Origin of the sequence: Paucibacter sp. KBW04 (assembly GCF_003852425.1) — a bacterium.
Taxonomy (GTDB): Bacteria; Pseudomonadota; Gammaproteobacteria; order Burkholderiales; family Burkholderiaceae_C; genus Paucibacter_A.
The window spans coordinates 387,184-406,325 of record NZ_QAJN01000002.1; the positions used below are offsets into that span (position 1 = coordinate 387,184).

Sequence of the window (19,142 nt, forward strand, 5' to 3'; positions counted from 1 at the left end):
CCAAAAACTAGCTAATTCAAAAAATTCTCAGATGGAGAACATCATGGCCGTCAGCACAAAGTCCAGTGCCAACACCGCCAAGGATGAAACCACCACGGTCCGCGTCGTGGCCTGAGCCACGCCTTCGGGCGTGGGCTTGCAGGCATAGCCTTGCAACAAGGCCACAAAGGTCACGGTCACGCCAAACACAAGGCTCTTGACCACGCCATTGCCAACGTCGGCGAACACATCCACCCCGCCCTGCATCTGCGACCAGAAGGCACCGGCGTCGATGCCGATCAGCACGACTGCCACCAGCCAACCGCCGATCACGCCGATGGCCGAGAACAAGGCCGCCAGCAAGGGCATGGCAATCACCCCGCCCCAGAATCGTGGCGCCAGCACCCGGGTCAGCGGGTCCACGGCCATCATCTCCATGGCGGTCAATTGCTCGCCGGCCTTCATCAAACCGATCTCGGCCGTTAACGAAGTACCGGCCCGGCCAGCAAACAGCAAGGCGGCCACCACGGGCCCCAGCTCGCGCACCAGACTCAAGGCTACCAACAGGCCCACGGCCTCGGCCGAACCATAACGTTGCAAGGTGTAATAACCCTGCAGCGCCAGCACAAAGCCAACGAACAGGCCCGACACGCCGATGATGGACAGCGAGCGGTTGCCCAAAAAATAGACCTGGTCGCGCACCAGGCCAAAACGCAGCAAAGCCTGGGGTGAACGCGCCAGGATCTGCGTCAGCAAGCGCGCACCAGCGCCCACGCTGGCCAGCTGCTCGCGCGTGGCCAGGCCCAGCCTGGCCAGAAAATTGGGCCGGCCGCTCATACGTCCTGCTCCAGGCCAAAGTCCTGCGCGACCGGCGTGGCGGGCTGATGAAAGCGCACCGGGCCATCGGCGTGGGCGCCCACAAACTGCTTGACCAAGGGATCCGCGCTATGCCGCAGCTCATCCGGCGTGCCTTGGGCCACCACACGGCCGTTGGCAATCATGGCCACCTCGTCGGCGATGGCAAAGGTTTCATGCAAATCATGGGAAACAATGATGCTGGTCAGGCCAAGCGCATCATTCAAATCTCGAATCAGCCGCGCCGCCACACCCAGGGAAATCGGGTCCAGGCCGGCGAAAGGCTCGTCGTACAAAACCAGGTCCGGGTCCAGGGCGATGGCCCGCGCCAAGGCTACCCGGCGCGCCATGCCACCCGACACCTCAGACGGCATCAAGTCGCGCACACCGCGCAGGCCCACCGCATTGAGCTTCATCAGCACCAGATCGCGGATCATGGCCTCGGGCAGCTTGGTGTGCTCGCGCAAGGGGAAGGCCACGTTCTCGAACACCGAGAGATCGGTGAACAAGGCGCCGAATTGGAACAGCATGCCCATACGGCGACGCACGGCGTAGAGTTGATCGCCACCCAGCTGCGCCAGATCTTGACCATCGAACAAGACCTGACCCTTGAAGGGCCGAATCTGCCGCCCCAAGAGCCGCAAGACCGTGGTCTTGCCGCCACCCGAAGTGCCGATCAAGGCCAGCACCTTGCCACGCCGCACCTTCAGATTGACCGACTCCAGAATCACCCGGTCGCCATAGCCGCAGCTGACATCGCGCAACTCGATCAGAGCGGTTTCTTCTTCAGTGGAATTCAAGTAGGTGGTAGACGCCATGAGCCTCGGGCAGTCGGACCCCAGGCCCGATGGACGAAAGCGACATCATAGGGGAAACACCCGAGGGCTGCTGAGGGCGGGCCTAGGACCCCATCGGAGTGGACGAAATTCCCGGCTCGGCGTCGAATCGGACCTCAACACGCATCCATGACTTGACCTGCTGACCATTCAACTCCCCGGGTCGAAACCGCAGCGAGAGAAAGGCGCGCTTCGCCGCCAAAGCCAGGGGCTCTGGCAATGGGGGGTCGTCCATTTGGACACTTTGCACCGCCCCCGCCTCATCAATGAAGAGCCTCAGAACCCCAATATAGCTACCGATCAAGGCGCTAGCCTCCTTGGGCCACTCCAGCTCTGGCGCCTGTTGAGCTGTGGGCGCTTGCGTCAGAAGTGGACGAGGCCAGTAGTCCAGTTCATCCGCCACTGGTGCAACTTCCCCCTGGACCTCAAGCATGGCCCGCTCAGACAAGCCTTCAGCCGGCGCCAGGGGTTCAAGCCTGAAGTCCGTGGATGCTAAGGACGCTATCTCAGGCTTGCTTTGCGGAACCTGTCCGGCGCCGCCACTGACGAGGCCCTGCGACAGACGAATCGCGACAGGCTTTGGAGAAGCTTGAGAGGGTGGAGACCCAAACTCAAGCACTGTGGCAAACGTCAGGTGGATGGCGAGGACCAAGGCGAGCAAGCCCCCAAGCACCCAGCGACGCGAGGGGGAAGGAGCCCATGGCCTCTGGATCAATTCATCAACTCTCGCCACGATGTTCTACGCATACTTCCCATGGTCGGCGGTGTCACTTCCGCACCGTTGCGCGCCACGTTTTTGCCATCCACACCTTGAATCAAGGTGATCAGTTTGCCCGTCGAGCCAACAATAGACGTGATACCCGCCACCAAAGTCGTGCCTGAGTAAGCCAGCAAGGGCGTGCCGCTACCGACATCCAGGTAGTACAGCCATGAGGTACCTCCCGGCGAGCAAACCGTAGGCGTGGGAATATTGCTGGCGACGATCAGCTGATTGAGTTGCTGATCGAAGTCGACGTTAACCCGCTCACCGGTCGTCAGATTCAAGTCCACATACCAACCCAGCTGAGTCGCCCAGTTCACGGTCGACGGGTTCAAAAGGCCACTACGGTCTGCCTTAAGGGTTTGCTTCACCATGCCAGCATTGCTGCGCAGTGCGCCCAGGCCTGTCGTGGCGAGTTGATCCTTGAAGGTGTAGATCGACTGAGTCGCCGTATCTCCCACGTCCGTGGTGCCGAGGTAGCGACCCGTGGCCACCGAGATCACGGGGTATTTGTACTGCCCGGACACAATCTCGCTCAGCACGGGCTTGGTCGTGATCGGTTGGTTTGACCCCGTCTTACCCACCAGGACTGCCTCGCGGCCCGTGGGGGCGTAATTGTCATCAAAGTCAAAGCGCCACACATTGCCCAACATATCCCCGCCATAAATACGGGAGGCAATATTGAGCTTGTCATCATCCACCCAGGCATTGATCTTGCCGAGATTGCTAGGCGTTCCGGTGTCGCCCGCGCCTGTACCCACCTTGCTGATCAAAGTGCCTGCGACGGCGTCAAGAACGTAGAGGTAGCCCTTGCCATCCCCTGGACTGACATTGTTGTAACCCGAACTGAAAGCGACCACCCACGTGCCCGCCTTGTTCTTGGTGATGATGGGATTGCCAAAGGTGTAGCCAAGATCGGTATCGGTGTACTCCCAAAGCGAAACGGGAGCATTGGGGTCCGTCACATCAAGCGCGTAGTAACCGCGCCCCCCTTTGCCCAAGCCGCCGATCAAAATGGTCCGCCACTTGCTGCCGTCGTAAACGTCGGAGACCACGGGCGCGCCATCTACATAAAAGCGATGCAAAGTCTCGTACCTGGCGTCCGCCAAGACATACATGTCTGAAATCACCATGGAAGGCACATAAGCCCACAACTCGGTGCCTCCGGTGCTGTCTTCGCTGACCTTCAATGCATGCAGCATGCCATCGTTGGCAGCGACATACAGGACACCTTGGCGGTTCATCTGATCATGGGCATAGGTGGCATAGCCGTCGGCATAACTCAGGGGCGGCTTTTTCACATAGACCGGAGCACCGTTGACGATGTCACCCATCGGGCTGCTACGAATGCGGAACAACTGGTCATCCAAGGCAGCGGCCGATTGCTCGTAGCTGCTATTACCTCGCAGAAAGTCGACCACATTGGTGGCTGTGACCTTTGCCTGTGCTGCGGAACTCAGAGACGCGCATTGCGAAAGTCTGAAACTACCGCTGGCACACAAACTATCAAAAGCACTTGCGAAACCTGCTGAACGAAGATTGGGCTCGGTGAACTCGGCAAGGCCGCTCGCGGCTGAACCTCCTCGGAACAGAATACTGCGGGTCCCCTGGCCCTTGATACGCGAAGCCGCCGACCAAACAGGGGTGCTGGGATTGATAACCTCACCGCTTGCCGTATTGATCTTGTGTGCGTTAACCGTGCCGTCCCAGGTCTTGGTGGTGTAAACAGGAATGAACAGCCAGTCGTCGCCAGCCGAAGGTGTCAGCGAGCTGGTCGCAGCGGCCGCCGAACTGCCGGTCGTCGCGTCAATTTTGGTCAAGGCATCTACCAGGCTTGCCGCCATATCAGCCGAATTCTTGGCGCTGTAATAGACACCGCGCCCATTCACAGCTGCGTGCCAGAGGTCATCGATACGCTCTTCATTGACGTTGTTGATCGGATCAGGCCAATTTTTATTGCCTTGCTTCAGGTCAAAAAAATCACCGCTGGACTGGGTTTCATAGTTTTTGTCATAACGCAAAGTTCCATTCAAACCCAGGCCCATGGTAAAGGTCGTCATGTGCTGGGCCGAGTTTGTATCCTTTTTTCCGTCACTTGGCACATTGTTATCACATACTGTCTGCCCTGAGACCGCACCATTGCAATTACCCAGAGCAGGTGTACGCAGATCGGTCATGTAGTAATACATGGCCACATCGGCCAAGGTTTCGCCAATGCTCAACTGGTCACGCATGGGACGATCCACAGACGAATCGCCGTCCAGATTTCCAACGCCACTTCCCCCTGAAACATTCAAGGGAGCGGCGGAATCCTGATTCCAATAGCCGTCGGTGGAAAGAATTGTGTAGTTTCGCTGGCAGGAATACTGCATCGGATCGGATTGCCCAGACAAGCGGTTGGCAAAGTATCGTCCTGCCCGAGCCAAGGCCGGCCGCAAGGGTGTGTTACTTGTACCGGACGTGCCGTAGAGCCGGGTGAAGAAATCAACCTTTTGAGTACCGCTGTCGTAATCTCGAATATTCAAGAATCCGGTACTATCCGAGCCGCCATTGGCATAATCGCTGATTCTCGAGAAGCCGACACGAAAACGCGTAGCGTCAATAAGCGCAAAGGCCCGACCTGCACCTGCACGAATGGCCAGCATGCGAGTTCTGTAGTAAGAATACCAATTTGCGTAATTGGTTTTCTGCGCAGCCGTGAGCGAGGAACTGGCTCGCACGATATCAAAATCATTGTCCAAACAACTCCCTGCCGGCGCGCTGGCCTTGCGCGTCGCCCAAAGAAATGGACCGGCCTGGCCAGCATTCGTCACCTGGGTGGTTGTCGTTTTCAAAGCGCAACTATTGCTAGTTGAGCTATTGCAAGTCTTACCTGGCGCGTTGACACGCTCAACCAGGACCGTCGTAGTGATAGTGTTGGTGCCGTCCCAGTAACTAGAAGTCCTTGGATTGGGGCGCGGCAAGGCGCAACTGCTGGATGTCGATTTACCACAGGGAGATGCCGTGGATGAGCTCGTATTCGTATCAATAATGGGGCCTAAGACATCGGGAGTCTCAGGATTGTTATTGCTTAGATTCGTATTACTGCCCGAACTGGTGTTATACCCATCATTCCAAGCCGAGGTGAACGAGGCATTTGCCATCAGTGTACCGTCGGATTTCAAGGGGGGATCGTAAGTTCGGGTGGGGTCGTAAAATACAAGATTGTCGGAAACGGCCCCAAAACAAACGTTATTGCGTTGAGCATCATCGGGCAGAAAATTCCAGGACATGGAGCCGGAATTATCCAAGACAAACATCAGATTGCTACGCACCAAAGTGCCGTTGGACATGGTGCCAAGCGGCTTGTCCGAGATGTCAGCCGTACCGGCAAAACAGTTTTGCCAAGACAGGGCCAAGAGCAAAAGACTGCAGGCCAGGGCATGGGGAATTTTGAATAGATTCATGCTGATACTCCCGAAGTCCGAAGACTTACATCTGGACAATGGTTTCAGTAAACGCGACAGTTCCGCGCGGCCCTTGGGCACGCACAACGATGCGGTAATACTGCAGATTGTTGACGGCAATAACGGCCTTGCCTTGCTTGTAGTCGACCGATCCCTTGTTTCCGCCTGAAGTCATTGCCGCGCCTAGAGGGAACGCACAGTCAATCGCCGCAGGATTTCCCTCGACGGCGCACAAACGAGTGATGACGTAGCGCGCTCGGTTGTTACCGCCATTGAGGACGATTTCTGGCGACGCAGCCACACAAGTCCCAAAGCTGCCGGCTGGATACAGGGAACAACCATCGCCTGTCCAATCAACGACAGCCCGATTTGAGGCTGTACTCATATGCCCTGTTACATCCAAAGAATCACGGCTGGATGCGTAATAGCCAGCCGCCGCCACATCGCCTCGCAATGTTTGCCCTGCATTGGTGTTCAGCCATGTCAGCGCTTGCTCAGCGGCTTGGCCGGCCGCCGAAGTCGCATCTTGCTTAAAGCCCAGATTGCCAATGACCAAGGACCCCGTATCTACCGAGCGAACCAAGGCCACTGCGGCAAGAGTCAAGACCACCAAGGCCATCAAGGCAAACAGCAAGGACAGCCCATGCTGTCGACCGTGAAGTTTGAATCTCGTCTGACGGTTTTTCATAGCAGCCTTCACCACAACATATTGCGCAAGGGCACAACCACGTCGTAGACCCTGTAGCGGTAGTGTTTCCAGTCAGGAACACCCTCCACCTTCATATTGATACACCTGCTGCCATTGCAGTCCACCGCACCTGCGACATTGACGGCAGAGCCAACATCCCATTGCGGCGCGTTCAGGCTGACCTCTTCTTTTTGATAGCTGACACTGCGCGCCACCAAGGCAATGCGCACGGACAGCACTTGACGCCAACCCGCATTGGTCGTCGGAGTCCCGTTGTCATAAGCATCCACAACACCGTCGCCATCGGTATCTTTGCCATACATGGCCTGCAAATTGACGATTTGCGGAAACAAGTCCTCGGTGCTCGCCGCACCCGAGGCCAGACCCAAAGTTTGCTGACGCAAAACATAGTCAGCCGAAACACTGAAAGTCCGACTGACCAACTGCCCTGTATTGAGCAACTGGGTTCCAGCCAAATAGCCGTTTGCCGGAAACACAGTCGCCAGGCTCTCATTCCAAACGCCACCCGTATGCTGCAATTGGTTGGTATTGAGAATGGCCGAAACATTGAAGGCACTGCACCAATTTGAGGCCGCATCGTAGGCAGACGGCAGTGCGATCAACATATCACCTACATTGACGCCAACGGCTGAGCGAACCACGAATCGATCCGCGGCGGCCAAGTGATCGACCGTCACCTGCAAGGGAACAGAGAAGTTTCGACTGGCCGACATCACGGTGATGGTGTCTGGCGCGCCATTGGCTCCGTCTTGAATCAAGGCGGGCACAAGATTCCACACAAAATTGCCCGTGGTTGAGTGATTGGCGTGAATGGGACAACCTAGTCCGGCCTTGTCATTCGTCAGGCCGTACCCCGCCATCTGAATTTCGCGCTGCAAACTGTACAAAGCCAGAGCACCATTGACCTGCGCATCTGAACCGCTGGTGCTGGTGCGTTTTTGCCCCTCAGCGAAAGACAACACCTGCGCCACAACCAACACCACGACCAAGCCCAACAGCATGCCCACCATCAACTCGATCAGCGACACACCCTTTGCGGTCTTGCGTCGACCCGAAAGAGGGGCGTGAAGAGCTAGAGAATTGAATTTCATGGCATCACATCAGGTAATGGAAGTGGCCGTGGAGAACTGATTGGTCGATTCACCCGGTTGCGTCCAACGAATTACGATGGTGACAACACCGGCAGCGCTAACAGTCACGGTAGACGTTCCGCTCGGCAAGCGCGCGGCCAAACGGTCCTGCCAGGCGGTACAAGCTGCACCGCAGGTTGTGCTGTCGTACTGGGCCAGATTGGCGCGGTCTGACCACATTTCCCCTATCAAGGACTGCGCAAGAAACGAGGCCTCAGCACGAAAAGTCGCCGAGGTTTGCGCACGAGTCATTGAAGCTTGCAAGCCGACAACACCCAACACGCCCATGGCGCAAATCAATAGGGCAATCAAAGCTTCGAACATGGCAAAGCCATGCTGATGATTGCGCTGGAAGGACTGTGCTTTGACTTTCAATTTCAACTCCTGAGCGTCCGCCGCCACCGTCAGCAAATTCGCGGATCTGAGGCTGCCGTGACCTTGGGCTCGCAAAGCCGCGTGGTTCCGCCGGAGCCAATGACTATCCTTAAGGCGCGGTAGTCGTCGCCTGGGCTTTCGTTGTCAACCGAGATCACAGCAATGCTGTTGAGCCCAACGGGCCGCCCAAACCCATCAAACTGCAAGAGGGATGCATCGCCGGCTGCAGCATTGAGTCCCGCCACAGAAACTTTTTCGGCCGAAGCTCCGCCGGCCTGCTTGTCCAAGATACGAGGGCTTACCGTTTCAGAAACCGGCTCAGCACACTTACCCTCCGGGCTATCAAGACTGACCACCCAAGATGCCCCCGACTGAGACACCGCGCAGCTGTTGTCCATCACCGCCACATTGCTCAGACTGACCAAGGAGAACTGCACCGGCTCATTGCGACGAATGGCCTCGGCGCGCGCGCGCTGCACGCCAGCAAGAAGCGATGTTGCAACATTGCGGATCTGTGTATTGCGGATCCAGACCGCCGCGGAGGGAACCGCCATTGCCAACAGCACCGAGACAATCGTCACCGTGACGATCAACTCGATCAGGGTCAGCCCACGGCTAGCCTGTGTGCGCATGATCAGCATTCACTGCCACGAGACAACCAGCAACTCTTGTTGGTGGCGTCACCCTTGAACAAGGTGGTGGTCTGTGCGTTGGAATGATTGATGGTGAAGACATGGCCCAGAGCCGCAGTGCCGCTCTTACCCGTGGCAGTCACGGTATAGCCTTGCCCACCGTTCGAAGTAACGCAGGCATACGAAAAATTGCGGGCACTGCTAGGAGCGAAATTTGCCCAGGCCGGAGCACCGGCTGCATCCGCACAAGCGGCGCCACCGTAATTGCGGTTGTCCTGGTAATACTGTTCCAGCTTGATCCGGTAATCCGCCAATTGTGAGAAGGCCTCGGGCAAGGTGCCACGACGGATGTAGTCCTTGTAAGACGGCAAGGCCACGGCCGCCAAGATGCCCACAATGGCCACCACAATCATCAACTCCACCAGGGTGAAGCCGCGCGGGGCGCAAGAGGGAATGCGGGGTTGGATGGGATGCATGTGGAACCTTTTGTCTGCTCATTCGGGACGGAAAATCGTCTTCAAATCGGACCGGCGAGCGTGTCTGTTAGAAGGATTGTCGGCAGCTTGGACCCCGAAGACTGTGCAATATTGCTCACTTCAAAGCCATGACGCGACAGGCGCGGGGGCACTTGCGACGAACGGTCAAAACCGCCCAGGCTTGCAACCTGAACGCAACACCACCGGGCGATCTTGCCCAGTTCGCCAAGTCTTGGCGCCAAGAAAAAAGCCACCCAAGGGTGGCTTTTCAATGGCTTTTCAGTGCGGAGGAGCTTCCCCCCTGGGCTTGCTCAGCGCGGCAAGTCGCTCACGCCCATCAAGAACTCATCCACCGCTCGCGCCGCTTGGCGGCCTTCGCGGATGGCCCAGACGACCAGGCTTTGGCCACGCCGCATATCGCCAGCGGCGAACACCTTGGGCACATTGGTCTGGTAGCCACCGATGAAGTCCACCGAGGCCTTGGCATTGCCGCGCGCATCTTTGTTGACGCCAAAGGCCTCCAGCACCGTGGCCACCGGAGCCACAAAACCCATGGCCAGGAAGACCAAGTCGGCCTTCAAGATCTGCTCGGAGCCGGGTACCTCGACCATCTTGCCGCTCTGCCATTCGACCCGCACCGTCTTGACGCCGGTCAGCTTGCCCTTCTCGCCAATGAATTCCTTGGTGGAGATGGCGAACTCGCGCTCGCAGCCTTCTTCGTGGCTGCTGGAGGTGCGCAGCTTGAGCGGCCAGTATGGCCAGGTCAGCGGGCGGTCTTCCACCTCGGGCGGCTGGGGCATCACCTCGAACTGGGTCACGCTCTTGGCGCCATGGCGGTTGCTGGTGCCCACGCAATCGCTGCCGGTGTCGCCACCGCCGATGACGATCACATGCTTGCCGTCGGCGCGGATCTGGCCCTTGAGCTTGTCACCGGCATTGACCTTGTTCTGCTGGGGCAGGAACTCCATCGCGAAATGGATGCCTGAGAGTTCGCGGCCCGGGGCTGGCAGATCGCGCGAGCCCTCGCTGCCGCCGCTGAGCAGCACGGCGTCGAACTGACTCTTCAGTTCATCAGCGCTGATGCTGTCCTTGGCCCAGTTGGTGACCTTGGAGCCCTCGGGCAGCGCGCCCACCAGCACGCCAGTGCGGAAGACCACGCCCTCGGCCTCCATCTGCGCGACGCGGCGGTCGATATGGCTCTTCTCCATCTTGAAGTCGGGGATGCCGTAACGCAGCAGGCCACCGACGCGGTCGTTCTTCTCGAACACAGTGACGCTGTGGCCGGCGCGGGCCAATTGCTGAGCCGCGGCCAGACCAGCGGGGCCGGAGCCGACGACGGCGACCGTCTTGCCGGTCTTGCGCTTGGGCGGCTGGGGCTTGACCCAGCCTTCGGCCCAGGCCCGGTCGATGATGGCGTGCTCGATGGACTTGATGCCAACGGCGTCGTCATTCACGTTCAGCGTGCAGGCCGCCTCGCAGGGCGCGGGGCAGATGCGGCCGGTGAACTCGGGGAAGTTATTGGTGCTGTGCAGAATGGTGATGGCATTGGCCCAGTCTTCGCTACGGCCGCGGTACACGAGGTCGTTGAAGTCCGGGATGATGTTGTTCACCGGGCAGCCGTTATTGCAAAACGGCGTGCCGCAGTCCATGCAGCGCGCGCCCTGCTGCTTGGCTTGATCGGCGTTCAGACCGATGACGAATTCCTTGTAGTTCTTCAGGCGTGCGGGGACGGGCTCATAGCCCTCGTCCAAACGCTCGTACTCCATGAAGCCGGTGACTTTTCCCATGATCTTGGTCCTTCGATTCTTTTGATTCACCGCGTCGGCGGCGGGGCTCAGGCCTTGACCACAGCGTTGGGCTTGGCCGCCTGAGCAATGGTCTGCGCCGCTTCCTTGGCCGCATGGATCTCGCCCAGGGCGCGGCGGTACTCGTGCGGGAACACCTTGACGAACTTGGCACGCGAATCGGCCCAGTGGTCGAGGATGTCGCGGGCACGTTGGCTGCCGGTCCAGCGATGATGGTCTTCCAGCATCTTCTTCAGGATGGCTTCGTCGGTCTGCGCTTCGGCGTCACCCAGGTGGTGCCAGATGGCGCGGTCAACCGTCGCTTCTTGCTCATGCGCGGGCAGCAATTTGTCCAGCGCCACCATGCTGGTATTGCAGCGCTTGGCGAACTGGCCGTCTTCGTCGAACACGTAGGCGATACCGCCGCTCATGCCGGCCGCGAAGTTGCGGCCCGTCTTGCCCAGCACGGCCACGGTGCCGCCGGTCATGTACTCGCAACCATGGTCGCCGGTGCCCTCCACCACGGCGGAAGCGCCGGAGAGTCGCACCGCGAAGCGCTCGCCCGCCACGCCACGGAAGAAGGCCTCGCCACGGGTCGCACCGTACAAGACGGTGTTGCCGACGATGATGTTCTTGGTCGCGTCGCCACGGAACTCGATCGAGGGGCGCACCACCACACGGCCGCCGGACAAGCCTTTGCCGGTGTAGTCGTTGGCATCACCGATCAGATAGAAAGTTATGCCCTGAGCCAGGAAGGCGGCATAGCTCTGGCCGCCCGTGCCTTCCATCTGGATGAAGATGGTGTGGTCGGGCAGGCCTTCGGGGCGGCGGCGGATCAGCTCGCCCGAGAGCATAGCGCCCACGGTGCGGCGCACATTCGTCACCTCCTGCATGAACTGCACCTTCTCGCCGCGCTCGAAGGCGGGCAGACACTTCTCGATCAGCTTGACGTCCAGGGCACGGTCCAGACCGTGGTCTTGCACATCGTTGTGGATGCGGGCCACGTCGGCCGGCACCGTCGGGCGATGGAAGACTCGCGCGAAGTCCAGGCCCTTTGCCTTCCAGTGCGAGATGCCTTTGCGGGTGTCTAGCAGATCGCTGCGGCCAACCAGATCTTCGAACTTGCGGATGCCCAGCTGGGCCATGATCTGGCGCGCTTCTTCGGCGATGAAGAAGAAGAAGTTCACCACATGCTCGGGCTTGCCGGTGAACTTGGCGCGCAGCACCGGGTCTTGCGTGGCCACGCCCACCGGGCAGGTGTTCAGATGGCATTTGCGCATCATGATGCAACCCTCGGCCACCAGGGGCGCGGTGGCGAAGCCGAACTCGTCGGCACCCAGCAAGGCACCGATGACCACGTCGCGGCCCGTCTTCAGCTGACCATCGGTCTGCACCCGCACGCGGCCGCGCAGGCGGTTCAACACCAGGGTCTGTTGCGCTTCGGCCAGGCCCAGCTCCCAGGGCGTGCCGCAGTGCTTGATGGACGACCAGGGCGAGGCGCCCGTGCCACCGTCATGACCGGCGATCACGATATGGTCCGCCTTGGCCTTGGCCACACCGGTGGCCACCGTGCCCACGCCCACCTCAGACACCAGCTTGACCGAGATATCGGCCTTGGGGTTGACGTTCTTCAGGTCGTGGATCAGCTGAGCCAGGTCCTCGATGGAGTAGATGTCATGGTGGGGCGGGGGCGAAATCAGGCCCACGCCGGGCACGGAGTAACGCAGGAAACCGATGTACTCGCTGACCTTGCCCCCAGGCAGCTGGCCGCCCTCACCCGGCTTGGCGCCTTGGGCCATCTTGATCTGGATCTGATCGGCACTGACCAGGTACTCGGTCGTCACGCCGAAACGGCCCGAAGCCACTTGCTTGATCTTGGAGCGCAGGGAGTCGCCGTCCTGCAGCTCGTAGTCGACCGCGATGACCTTGTTGCCGACCACGTCCGACACCTTGGTGCCTGAAGTGATCTTGATGCCCTTCAATTCATTGCGATAGCGCGCCGGGTCTTCACCGCCCTCGCCGGTATTGCTCTTGCCACCGATGCGGTTCATCGCCACGGCCAGGGTGGCATGGGCCTCGGTGCTGATGGAGCCCAGGGACATGGCGCCGGTGGCGAAGCGCTTGACGATTTCCTTGGCGGACTCGACCTCCTCCAGCGGGATGGCTTTCGTCGGGTCGAACTTGAACTCGAACAGGCCGCGCAAGGTCATATGGCGCTTGCTTTGATCGTTGATGATCTGGGCGTATTCCTTGTAGGTCTCGAACTTGCCGCTGCGGGCGCTGTGCTGCAGCTTGGCGATGGCGTCCGGCGTCCACATATGTTCTTCACCGCGGGCGCGCCAAGCGTATTCGCCACCGGCGTCCAGCATGCTGGCCAGCACGGGGTCGTCACCAAAAGCGGCCGTGTGCAAGCGGATGGCTTCCTCGGCCACCTCGAAGACGCCGATGCCGCCCACCTGGGTGGGCGTGCCGCGGAAGTACTTCTCCACAAAGTCGCTCTTCAGGCCGATGGCCTCGAAGATCTGCGCGCCGCAGTAAGACATATAGGTGGAGATGCCCATCTTGGACATGATCTTGGACAGACCTTTGCCCACCGCCTTGATGTAGTTGTAGATGGCTTTGTCTGCGCTCAAATTGCCGGGCAACTCCGCCGCGATCTCGCTCAGCGTCTCCAGTGCCAGATAGGGGTGAACCGCCTCGGCACCAAAGCCGGCCAACACGGCGAAGTGATGAACCTCGCGAGCGCAGCCGGTCTCCACCACCAGGCCAGCGGTGGTGCGCAGGCCGGCACGCACCAGATGGTGGTGGATGGCCGACAAGGCCAAGAGCGCGGGGATGGCCACTCGGCCGGCGCTCAGGCGACGGTCGGTGATGATGAGGATGTTGTGGCCGCTCTTGATCGCGTCCACGCTCTCGGCGCACAGCGAGGCCAGCTGAGCTTCAACACCCTCGTTGCCCCAGGCCTTGGGATAGGTGATGTCCAACTCATGGCTCTTGAACTTGCCGTTGGTGTGGGCTTCGATCTGGCGCAGGCGAGCCATGTCCTTGAAGTCCAGCACGGGTTGGGCCACTTCCAGGCGCATGGGCGGGTTGACGGCATTGATATCCAACAGGTTCGGCTTGGGGCCGATGAAGCTGTTGAGCGACATCACGATGTTCTCGCGAATCGGGTCGATAGGCGGGTTGGTCACCTGCGCGAACAGCTGCTTGAAGTAGTTGAACAGCGGCTTGTTCTTGCTGGAGAGCACGGCCAGGGGCGAGTCATTGCCCATGGAGCCGATGGCCTCCTCACCCTGGCTGGCCATGGGGGCCAGCAGGAATTTGAGGTCTTCCTGGGTGAAGCCGAAGGCTTGCTGGCGGTCCAGCAAGCTGGCCTCAAACGCGGCCGGGCTCACATCGGCCAGCTCGATATCGTCCAGGCGCACCCGCACGTTTTCGATCCACTGGCGGTAGGGGCGGGCGTTGGCGTATTGGTTCTTCAGCTCTTCGTCATCGATGATGCGGCCCTGCTCCAGATCGATCAGGAACATCTTGCCCGGCTGCAGACGCCACTTCTTGACGATCTTGTTCTCGGGGATGGGCAGCACGCCGGACTCGGAGGCCAGCACGACCAGATCGTCGTCGGTGATGCAGTAGCGGGCGGGCCGAAGGCCGTTGCGGTCAAGCGCGGCGCAAACCTGGCGGCCGTCGGTGAAGACCATGGCGGCCGGGCCGTCCCAGGGCTCCATCATGGCGGCGTGGTACTCGTAGAAGGCACGGCGGCGCAGGTCCATCTGCTCGTGCTGCTCCCAGGCCTCCGGGATCATCATCATGGCGGCATGGGCCAGCGGATAGCCGGCCATGGTCAGCAGCTCAATTGCGTTATCAAAGGTCGCCGTGTCGGACTGATGCTCGAAGCTGATGGGATAGAGCTTGTTCAGGTCCTCCCCCAGCACCGGCGACTTCATCACGCCTTCGCGAGCGCGCATCCAGTTGAAGTTGCCCTTGACGGTGTTGATCTCACCGTTGTGCGCCACCATGCGGTAGGGGTGAGCCAGCGGCCACTCGGGGAAGGTGTTGGTGGAGAAGCGCTGGTGCACCAGGGCGATGGCCGAAGCCACGCGCGGGTCGGCAAGGTCTTTGTAATAGCTGCCCACCTGGTCGGCCAAGAGCAAGCCCTTGTAGATCACCGTGCGGCAGCTCATGCTGGGCACGTAGTACTCGCGGCTATGAGTCAGGTTCAGGGCCTGGATGGCGCTGGACGCCGTCTTGCGGATGACGTAGAGCTTGCGCTCCAGGGCGTCGGGAACAATGATGTCTGGGCCACGGCCGATGAAGATCTGCCGGATGATGGGCTCTTTCTCGCGCACCGTGGGCGACATGGGCATCTCGGCGTCCACCGGCACATCGCGCCAACCCAGCAAGACCTGACCCTCGGCCTTGATGGCGCGGGCCAACTCCTGCTCGCAAGCCAGGCGGGAGGCATGCTCCTTGGGCAGAAAGATCATGCCAACGCCGTACTCGCCGGGCGGCGGCAAATCGACTCCCTGCTTGGCCATCTCGGCGCGGTAGTACTCGTCGGGGATCTGGATCAGGATGCCGGCGCCGTCGCCCATCAGCTTGTCGGCACCGACGGCACCACGGTGGTCCAGATTCTCAAGAATCTTCAGACCCTGCTGCACGATGCTGTGCGCCTTCAAGCCCTTGATATGGGCCACAAAACCCAGGCCGCAGGCATCTTTCTCGTTCTGCGGACGGTACAGGCCGTGCTCGCTCAGGTCTTGAATCTCAGCTTGAAAATCCGCTGCCTTGCTCATGGCGCACTCCAGTTCATTCATCGGTGAACGGAGATTACTGCGCCGCAGCAAATGCATCAAGCCGAAATAAATGGGGTCAGAGTCAATTTATTTCCAGAGCAACGCAGGCGTACCAATTAAATGGGGTCAGAGTCAATTTTCTTGGGTGTTTTGACCGAACCCAAGGGGCGCCCTCTGGGCCTAGCAAGCAAGGGGCGCGCCGTTTGCTCGCTCAGCTGTTTGAGAAATTCGGGGCGGCAAAGTGGCACTCCTTTGAAAACCGCCTCGGTCAGCTGCCGCCGCTCAGCCTCAGCCACACCTTGGTCCAGCAGTTCTCGATAGGCCAACTCCCGCTCAAACGGCGTGTTGCCCAAAGACCAGAACAAGGCATGGTCATTGACCAGAGGATCGCCCCGCCGCCCCAGGTGATGGGCGCAGCTGGACCAGGGGAAGTCAGAGGCCTCGGCGCACATGCCGGCCCGCACCGGATTGAGCTCGATATAGCGCATGCACGCCATGAAATGGTGCTCTCCTTCGATCAAGGCCGCACGGAATCGCCCCTCCCACAGCGTGCCGCTGCGCTGGTACTTGAAGTTGTACCAAGCCACATAGCGCCGGCCGAGGGATTGCATCATTCGGCTCAGGCCCTGCTCTTCTGCGGGAGTCGCAAGCAGATGAATGTGGTTGTCCATCAAAACATAGGCATGAATGGCGACCTTGTGGGTGGTGGCGCAGTCACGCAAGATGTCCAGGAACTGCTGGCGATCCGCGTCGCCCTGAACAATCAGCTGACGGTTGTTGCCGCGCTGGATCAGGTGATGCGCTTGCTCAGGGAGAACGAGTCGAGGGGGTCTGGCCATGATTCTTCAATGACAGTTTGGGCATGAGATGGCCCAAATTATCAAAGAAAATTCACTCTGACCCCATTATTTCGAATCAGAACAGGGTTTTGCCGGTCAGGCGCTGATGCTCGCGCAGGGCGAAGCGGTCGGTCATGCCGGCGATGTAGTCGGCACAGGCGCGAGGTGCGTCGGCGGCGCCGGAAAAATCTTCGGGCAGTTGCCGGGGATCGGCGGTGTAGAGCTCGAACAAGTCGCGCAAGACTTGTTCAGCGCGCAGGCGAGTTTCCTGCACCTGGGGGTGGCGATAGAGCTTGGCGAACAAAAAACGCTTGAGCTCGGTGCTGGCGGCGCGCATCTCGGGGCTGAAGCGGATCAAGGGCGGCGCGGCACGCACGGCCTCGGCATCGGCGGGTGCCACCTCTTTCAGCGCCGCACCACTGGCGTCAATCAAGTCATAAACCTGGGCCGAGAGCATGCGGCGTATGGTCTCGAACAACAGGCGCTTGCCCTGCAAAGCAGGATACTCAGCCAAAGCCTCGCGCAGATAGCGCCGCACCAAAGCCACCTCTTCCAACTGCTCCAGCTCCAGCAAGCCGGAACGTACACCGTCGTCGATGTCGTGCGCGTTGTAGGCCACTTCGTCGGCCAGATTGCAGAGTTGCGCTTCCAAACTTGGCTGCCCGCCCTGTAAAAACCTCGCCGCCACCCCGCCGGGCTCGGCCGCCTCCAGCAGCAAGGCATTGCGTTTTGCGCAGTGTTTGAGAATGCCCTCCCGCGCCTCAAAGCTCAGATTGAGCCCGTCAAAAGCCGGGTAGCGCTGCTCCAACTTGTCCACCACCCGCAGGGATTGAAGATTGTGCTCGAAACCGCCATGGGCCCGCATGCAATCGTCCAGCACATCCTGACCTGCGTGGCCGAAGGGCGTGTGGCCCAGGTCGTGAGCCAGGGCGATGGCCTCGACCAGGTCTTCATCCAAACGCAGACTGCGCCCTACCGAACGGCCCAGTTGCGCCACTTCCAGCGAGTGGGTCAATCGGGTGCGAAACAAGTCCCCTTCATGGTTCAAGAAGACCTGGGTCTTGTAGACCAGGCGGCGAAAGGCCGTGCTGTGAATGATGCGGTCGCGATCACGTTGGAACTCGCTGCGTGTCGGGGCAGGAGGCTCAGGAAAGCGGCGCCCCCGGCTTCGATGGGAGTGACTGGCGTAAACCGCGAGAACCATAAATGCTGCACCTTCTCTTTGTCGTCATGCGATGAGCGTCAACGTCGAAACAGGGCCTGGGTGGATCAGCAGCTTCAGCCCGCACACTCAGCGGCAGTGACTCTGCAAGACCTCGGCAACCAGTGAATCCGGCGCCGAACGCATGGTCGCCCGCCCCAAGCCCTCGATCAGCACGAAGCGGATCTCTCCAGCCTCGGCTTTTTTGTCTACCCTCATCAATTCCAGATAACGCTCGATCCCCAGCGCCGGCCCCACGACAGGCAGGCCCGCCCGCTCAATCAAACGGTGCATACGAGGCAAGAATTCGGCCGGCATCAGGCCAAGCCTGACGGACAAGTCAGAAGCCATCAACATGCCACAGCCCACGGCCTCGCCATGCAGCCACTCGCCGTAGCCCAGGCCGGTTTCGATGGCGTGGCCAAAGGTATGGCCGAAATTGAGGATGGCACGCAGGCCTTGCTCGCGCTCGTCCTGCCCCACCACCCAGGCCTTGATCTCGCAGCAGCGCTTGACGGCGTAGGCCAAGGCCGCCTTGTCGCGCGCCAGCAAAGCGTCGAGATTGCCTTCGATCCAAGTCAGGAACTCCGCGTCTGCGATCGGGCCGTACTTGATTACCTCGGCCAGGCCGGCGGACAGTTCCCGCTGCGGCAAGGTGTCCAGGCTGTCCAGATCGGCGATGACGCGTTCAGGCTGGTAGAAGGCGCCGATCATGTTCTTGCCCAGCGGGTGATTGATGGCGGTTTTGCCGCCCACCGAGGAGTCCACCTGCGCCAGCAGAGTCGTCGGCACCTGCACAAAAGGCACACCCCGCATATAGACCGAGGCCGCGAAGCCCGTCATATCGCCAATCACGCCACCGCCCAGAGCAAAAAGAACCGTCTTGCGGTCGCAGGCCTGAGCCAGCAAATGATCAAAGATCTTGTTGAGCGAGTCCCAGTCCTTGTAGGCCTCGCCATCGGGCAAGACCACGGCTTCGACTCGCTTGTAATGCACGCGCAACTGGCGGCTGAGTCGCTCCAGATAAAGCGGCGCCACCGTTTCATTGCTCACGACGACAGCGACCTGAGCCTTGGGCAAGCCAAGCCAAGTGGCGGGATCGTCCAACAGGCCTGGTCCGATCAAGATGTCGTAGCCGCGTTGATCCAGGGCGATGGATACCTTGTGGCTGCTGCCGAGCTGCGGCGAAGAAGAAGGGGGATGCGTGGCGTTGGGGGCGTGTGCGGGGGCAGTCATGCGCCTAAGTGTACGGGGCCGTATGACTGCCGCGCCTTAGGGATGGCTTTGGCCGTGGCGCCCATGCGCCAAGCTTGGCCTCGCGGAG

At 60.1% G+C, this 19,142-nt stretch carries 13 protein-coding genes; all 13 read right to left on the bottom strand.

Features of this window, described 5'->3' with window-relative positions:
* Positions 1-27 precede the first annotated feature (27 nt).
* Positions 28-816 carry a lipid asymmetry maintenance ABC transporter permease subunit MlaE gene (gene mlaE, locus DBR47_RS05265; RefSeq protein ID WP_124447632.1) on the bottom strand — a complete coding sequence of 263 codons (789 nt, stop codon included), beginning with the start codon at positions 814-816 and terminating at the stop codon, positions 28-30.
* A complete protein-coding gene (locus tag DBR47_RS05270) occupies positions 813-1,652 on the bottom strand; it encodes an ABC transporter ATP-binding protein (RefSeq protein WP_124447634.1) in 840 nt (279 codons plus the stop codon). Before DBR47_RS05270 ends, mlaE begins: the two co-directional genes overlap by 4 nt.
* Positions 1,653-2,381: 729 nt before the next feature.
* Positions 2,382-5,876 (bottom strand): pilus assembly protein, encoded by a 3,495-nt coding sequence (locus DBR47_RS05280; protein WP_124447638.1) that lies wholly within the window; start codon positions 5,874-5,876, stop codon positions 2,382-2,384.
* Positions 5,877-5,901: 25 nt separating this feature from the next.
* Entirely contained in the window at positions 5,902-6,564 is a 663-nt protein-coding gene (locus DBR47_RS05285; protein WP_124447640.1) for a hypothetical protein, read from the bottom strand.
* Positions 6,565-6,572: 8 nt separating this feature from the next.
* Entirely contained in the window at positions 6,573-7,676 is a 1,104-nt protein-coding gene (locus DBR47_RS05290; RefSeq protein WP_124447642.1) for a PilW family protein, read from the bottom strand.
* 9 nt (positions 7,677-7,685) lie between these two features.
* The gene (pilV, locus tag DBR47_RS05295; RefSeq protein ID WP_124447644.1) at positions 7,686-8,090 is read right to left on the bottom strand and encodes a type IV pilus modification protein PilV; all 405 of its coding nucleotides are present in this window, start codon (positions 8,088-8,090) and stop codon (positions 7,686-7,688) included.
* Between the two features lie 29 nt (positions 8,091-8,119).
* Positions 8,120-8,731, bottom strand: coding sequence for a GspH/FimT family pseudopilin (locus tag DBR47_RS05300; RefSeq protein ID WP_124447646.1), 612 nt, complete (start codon positions 8,729-8,731; stop codon positions 8,120-8,122).
* Positions 8,725-9,198, bottom strand: coding sequence for a type IV pilin protein (locus tag DBR47_RS05305; RefSeq protein ID WP_124447648.1), 474 nt, complete (start codon positions 9,196-9,198; stop codon positions 8,725-8,727). The genes DBR47_RS05300 and DBR47_RS05305 overlap by 7 nt, the downstream gene beginning before the upstream one ends.
* 311 nt (positions 9,199-9,509) lie before the next feature.
* Positions 9,510-10,985, bottom strand: coding sequence for a glutamate synthase subunit beta (locus DBR47_RS05310; RefSeq protein ID WP_124447650.1), 1,476 nt, complete (start codon positions 10,983-10,985; stop codon positions 9,510-9,512).
* Positions 10,986-11,032: 47 nt separating this feature from the next.
* A complete protein-coding gene (locus DBR47_RS05315) occupies positions 11,033-15,778 on the bottom strand; it encodes a glutamate synthase-related protein (RefSeq protein ID WP_124447652.1) in 4,746 nt (1,581 codons plus the stop codon).
* Positions 15,779-15,894: 116 nt separating this feature from the next.
* Positions 15,895-16,617: a transposase gene (locus DBR47_RS05320; protein WP_124447654.1), complete on the bottom strand. Its 723-nt coding sequence runs from the start codon at positions 16,615-16,617 to the stop codon at positions 15,895-15,897.
* A 76-nt stretch (positions 16,618-16,693) separates the two neighbouring features.
* A complete protein-coding gene (locus tag DBR47_RS05325) occupies positions 16,694-17,821 on the bottom strand; it encodes a deoxyguanosinetriphosphate triphosphohydrolase (RefSeq protein ID WP_124447656.1) in 1,128 nt (375 codons plus the stop codon).
* Positions 17,822-17,908: 87 nt separating this feature from the next.
* Positions 17,909-19,054, bottom strand: coding sequence for a 3-dehydroquinate synthase (aroB, locus tag DBR47_RS05330; RefSeq protein ID WP_124447658.1), 1,146 nt, complete (start codon positions 19,052-19,054; stop codon positions 17,909-17,911).
* Positions 19,055-19,142: the final 88 nt, after the last annotated feature.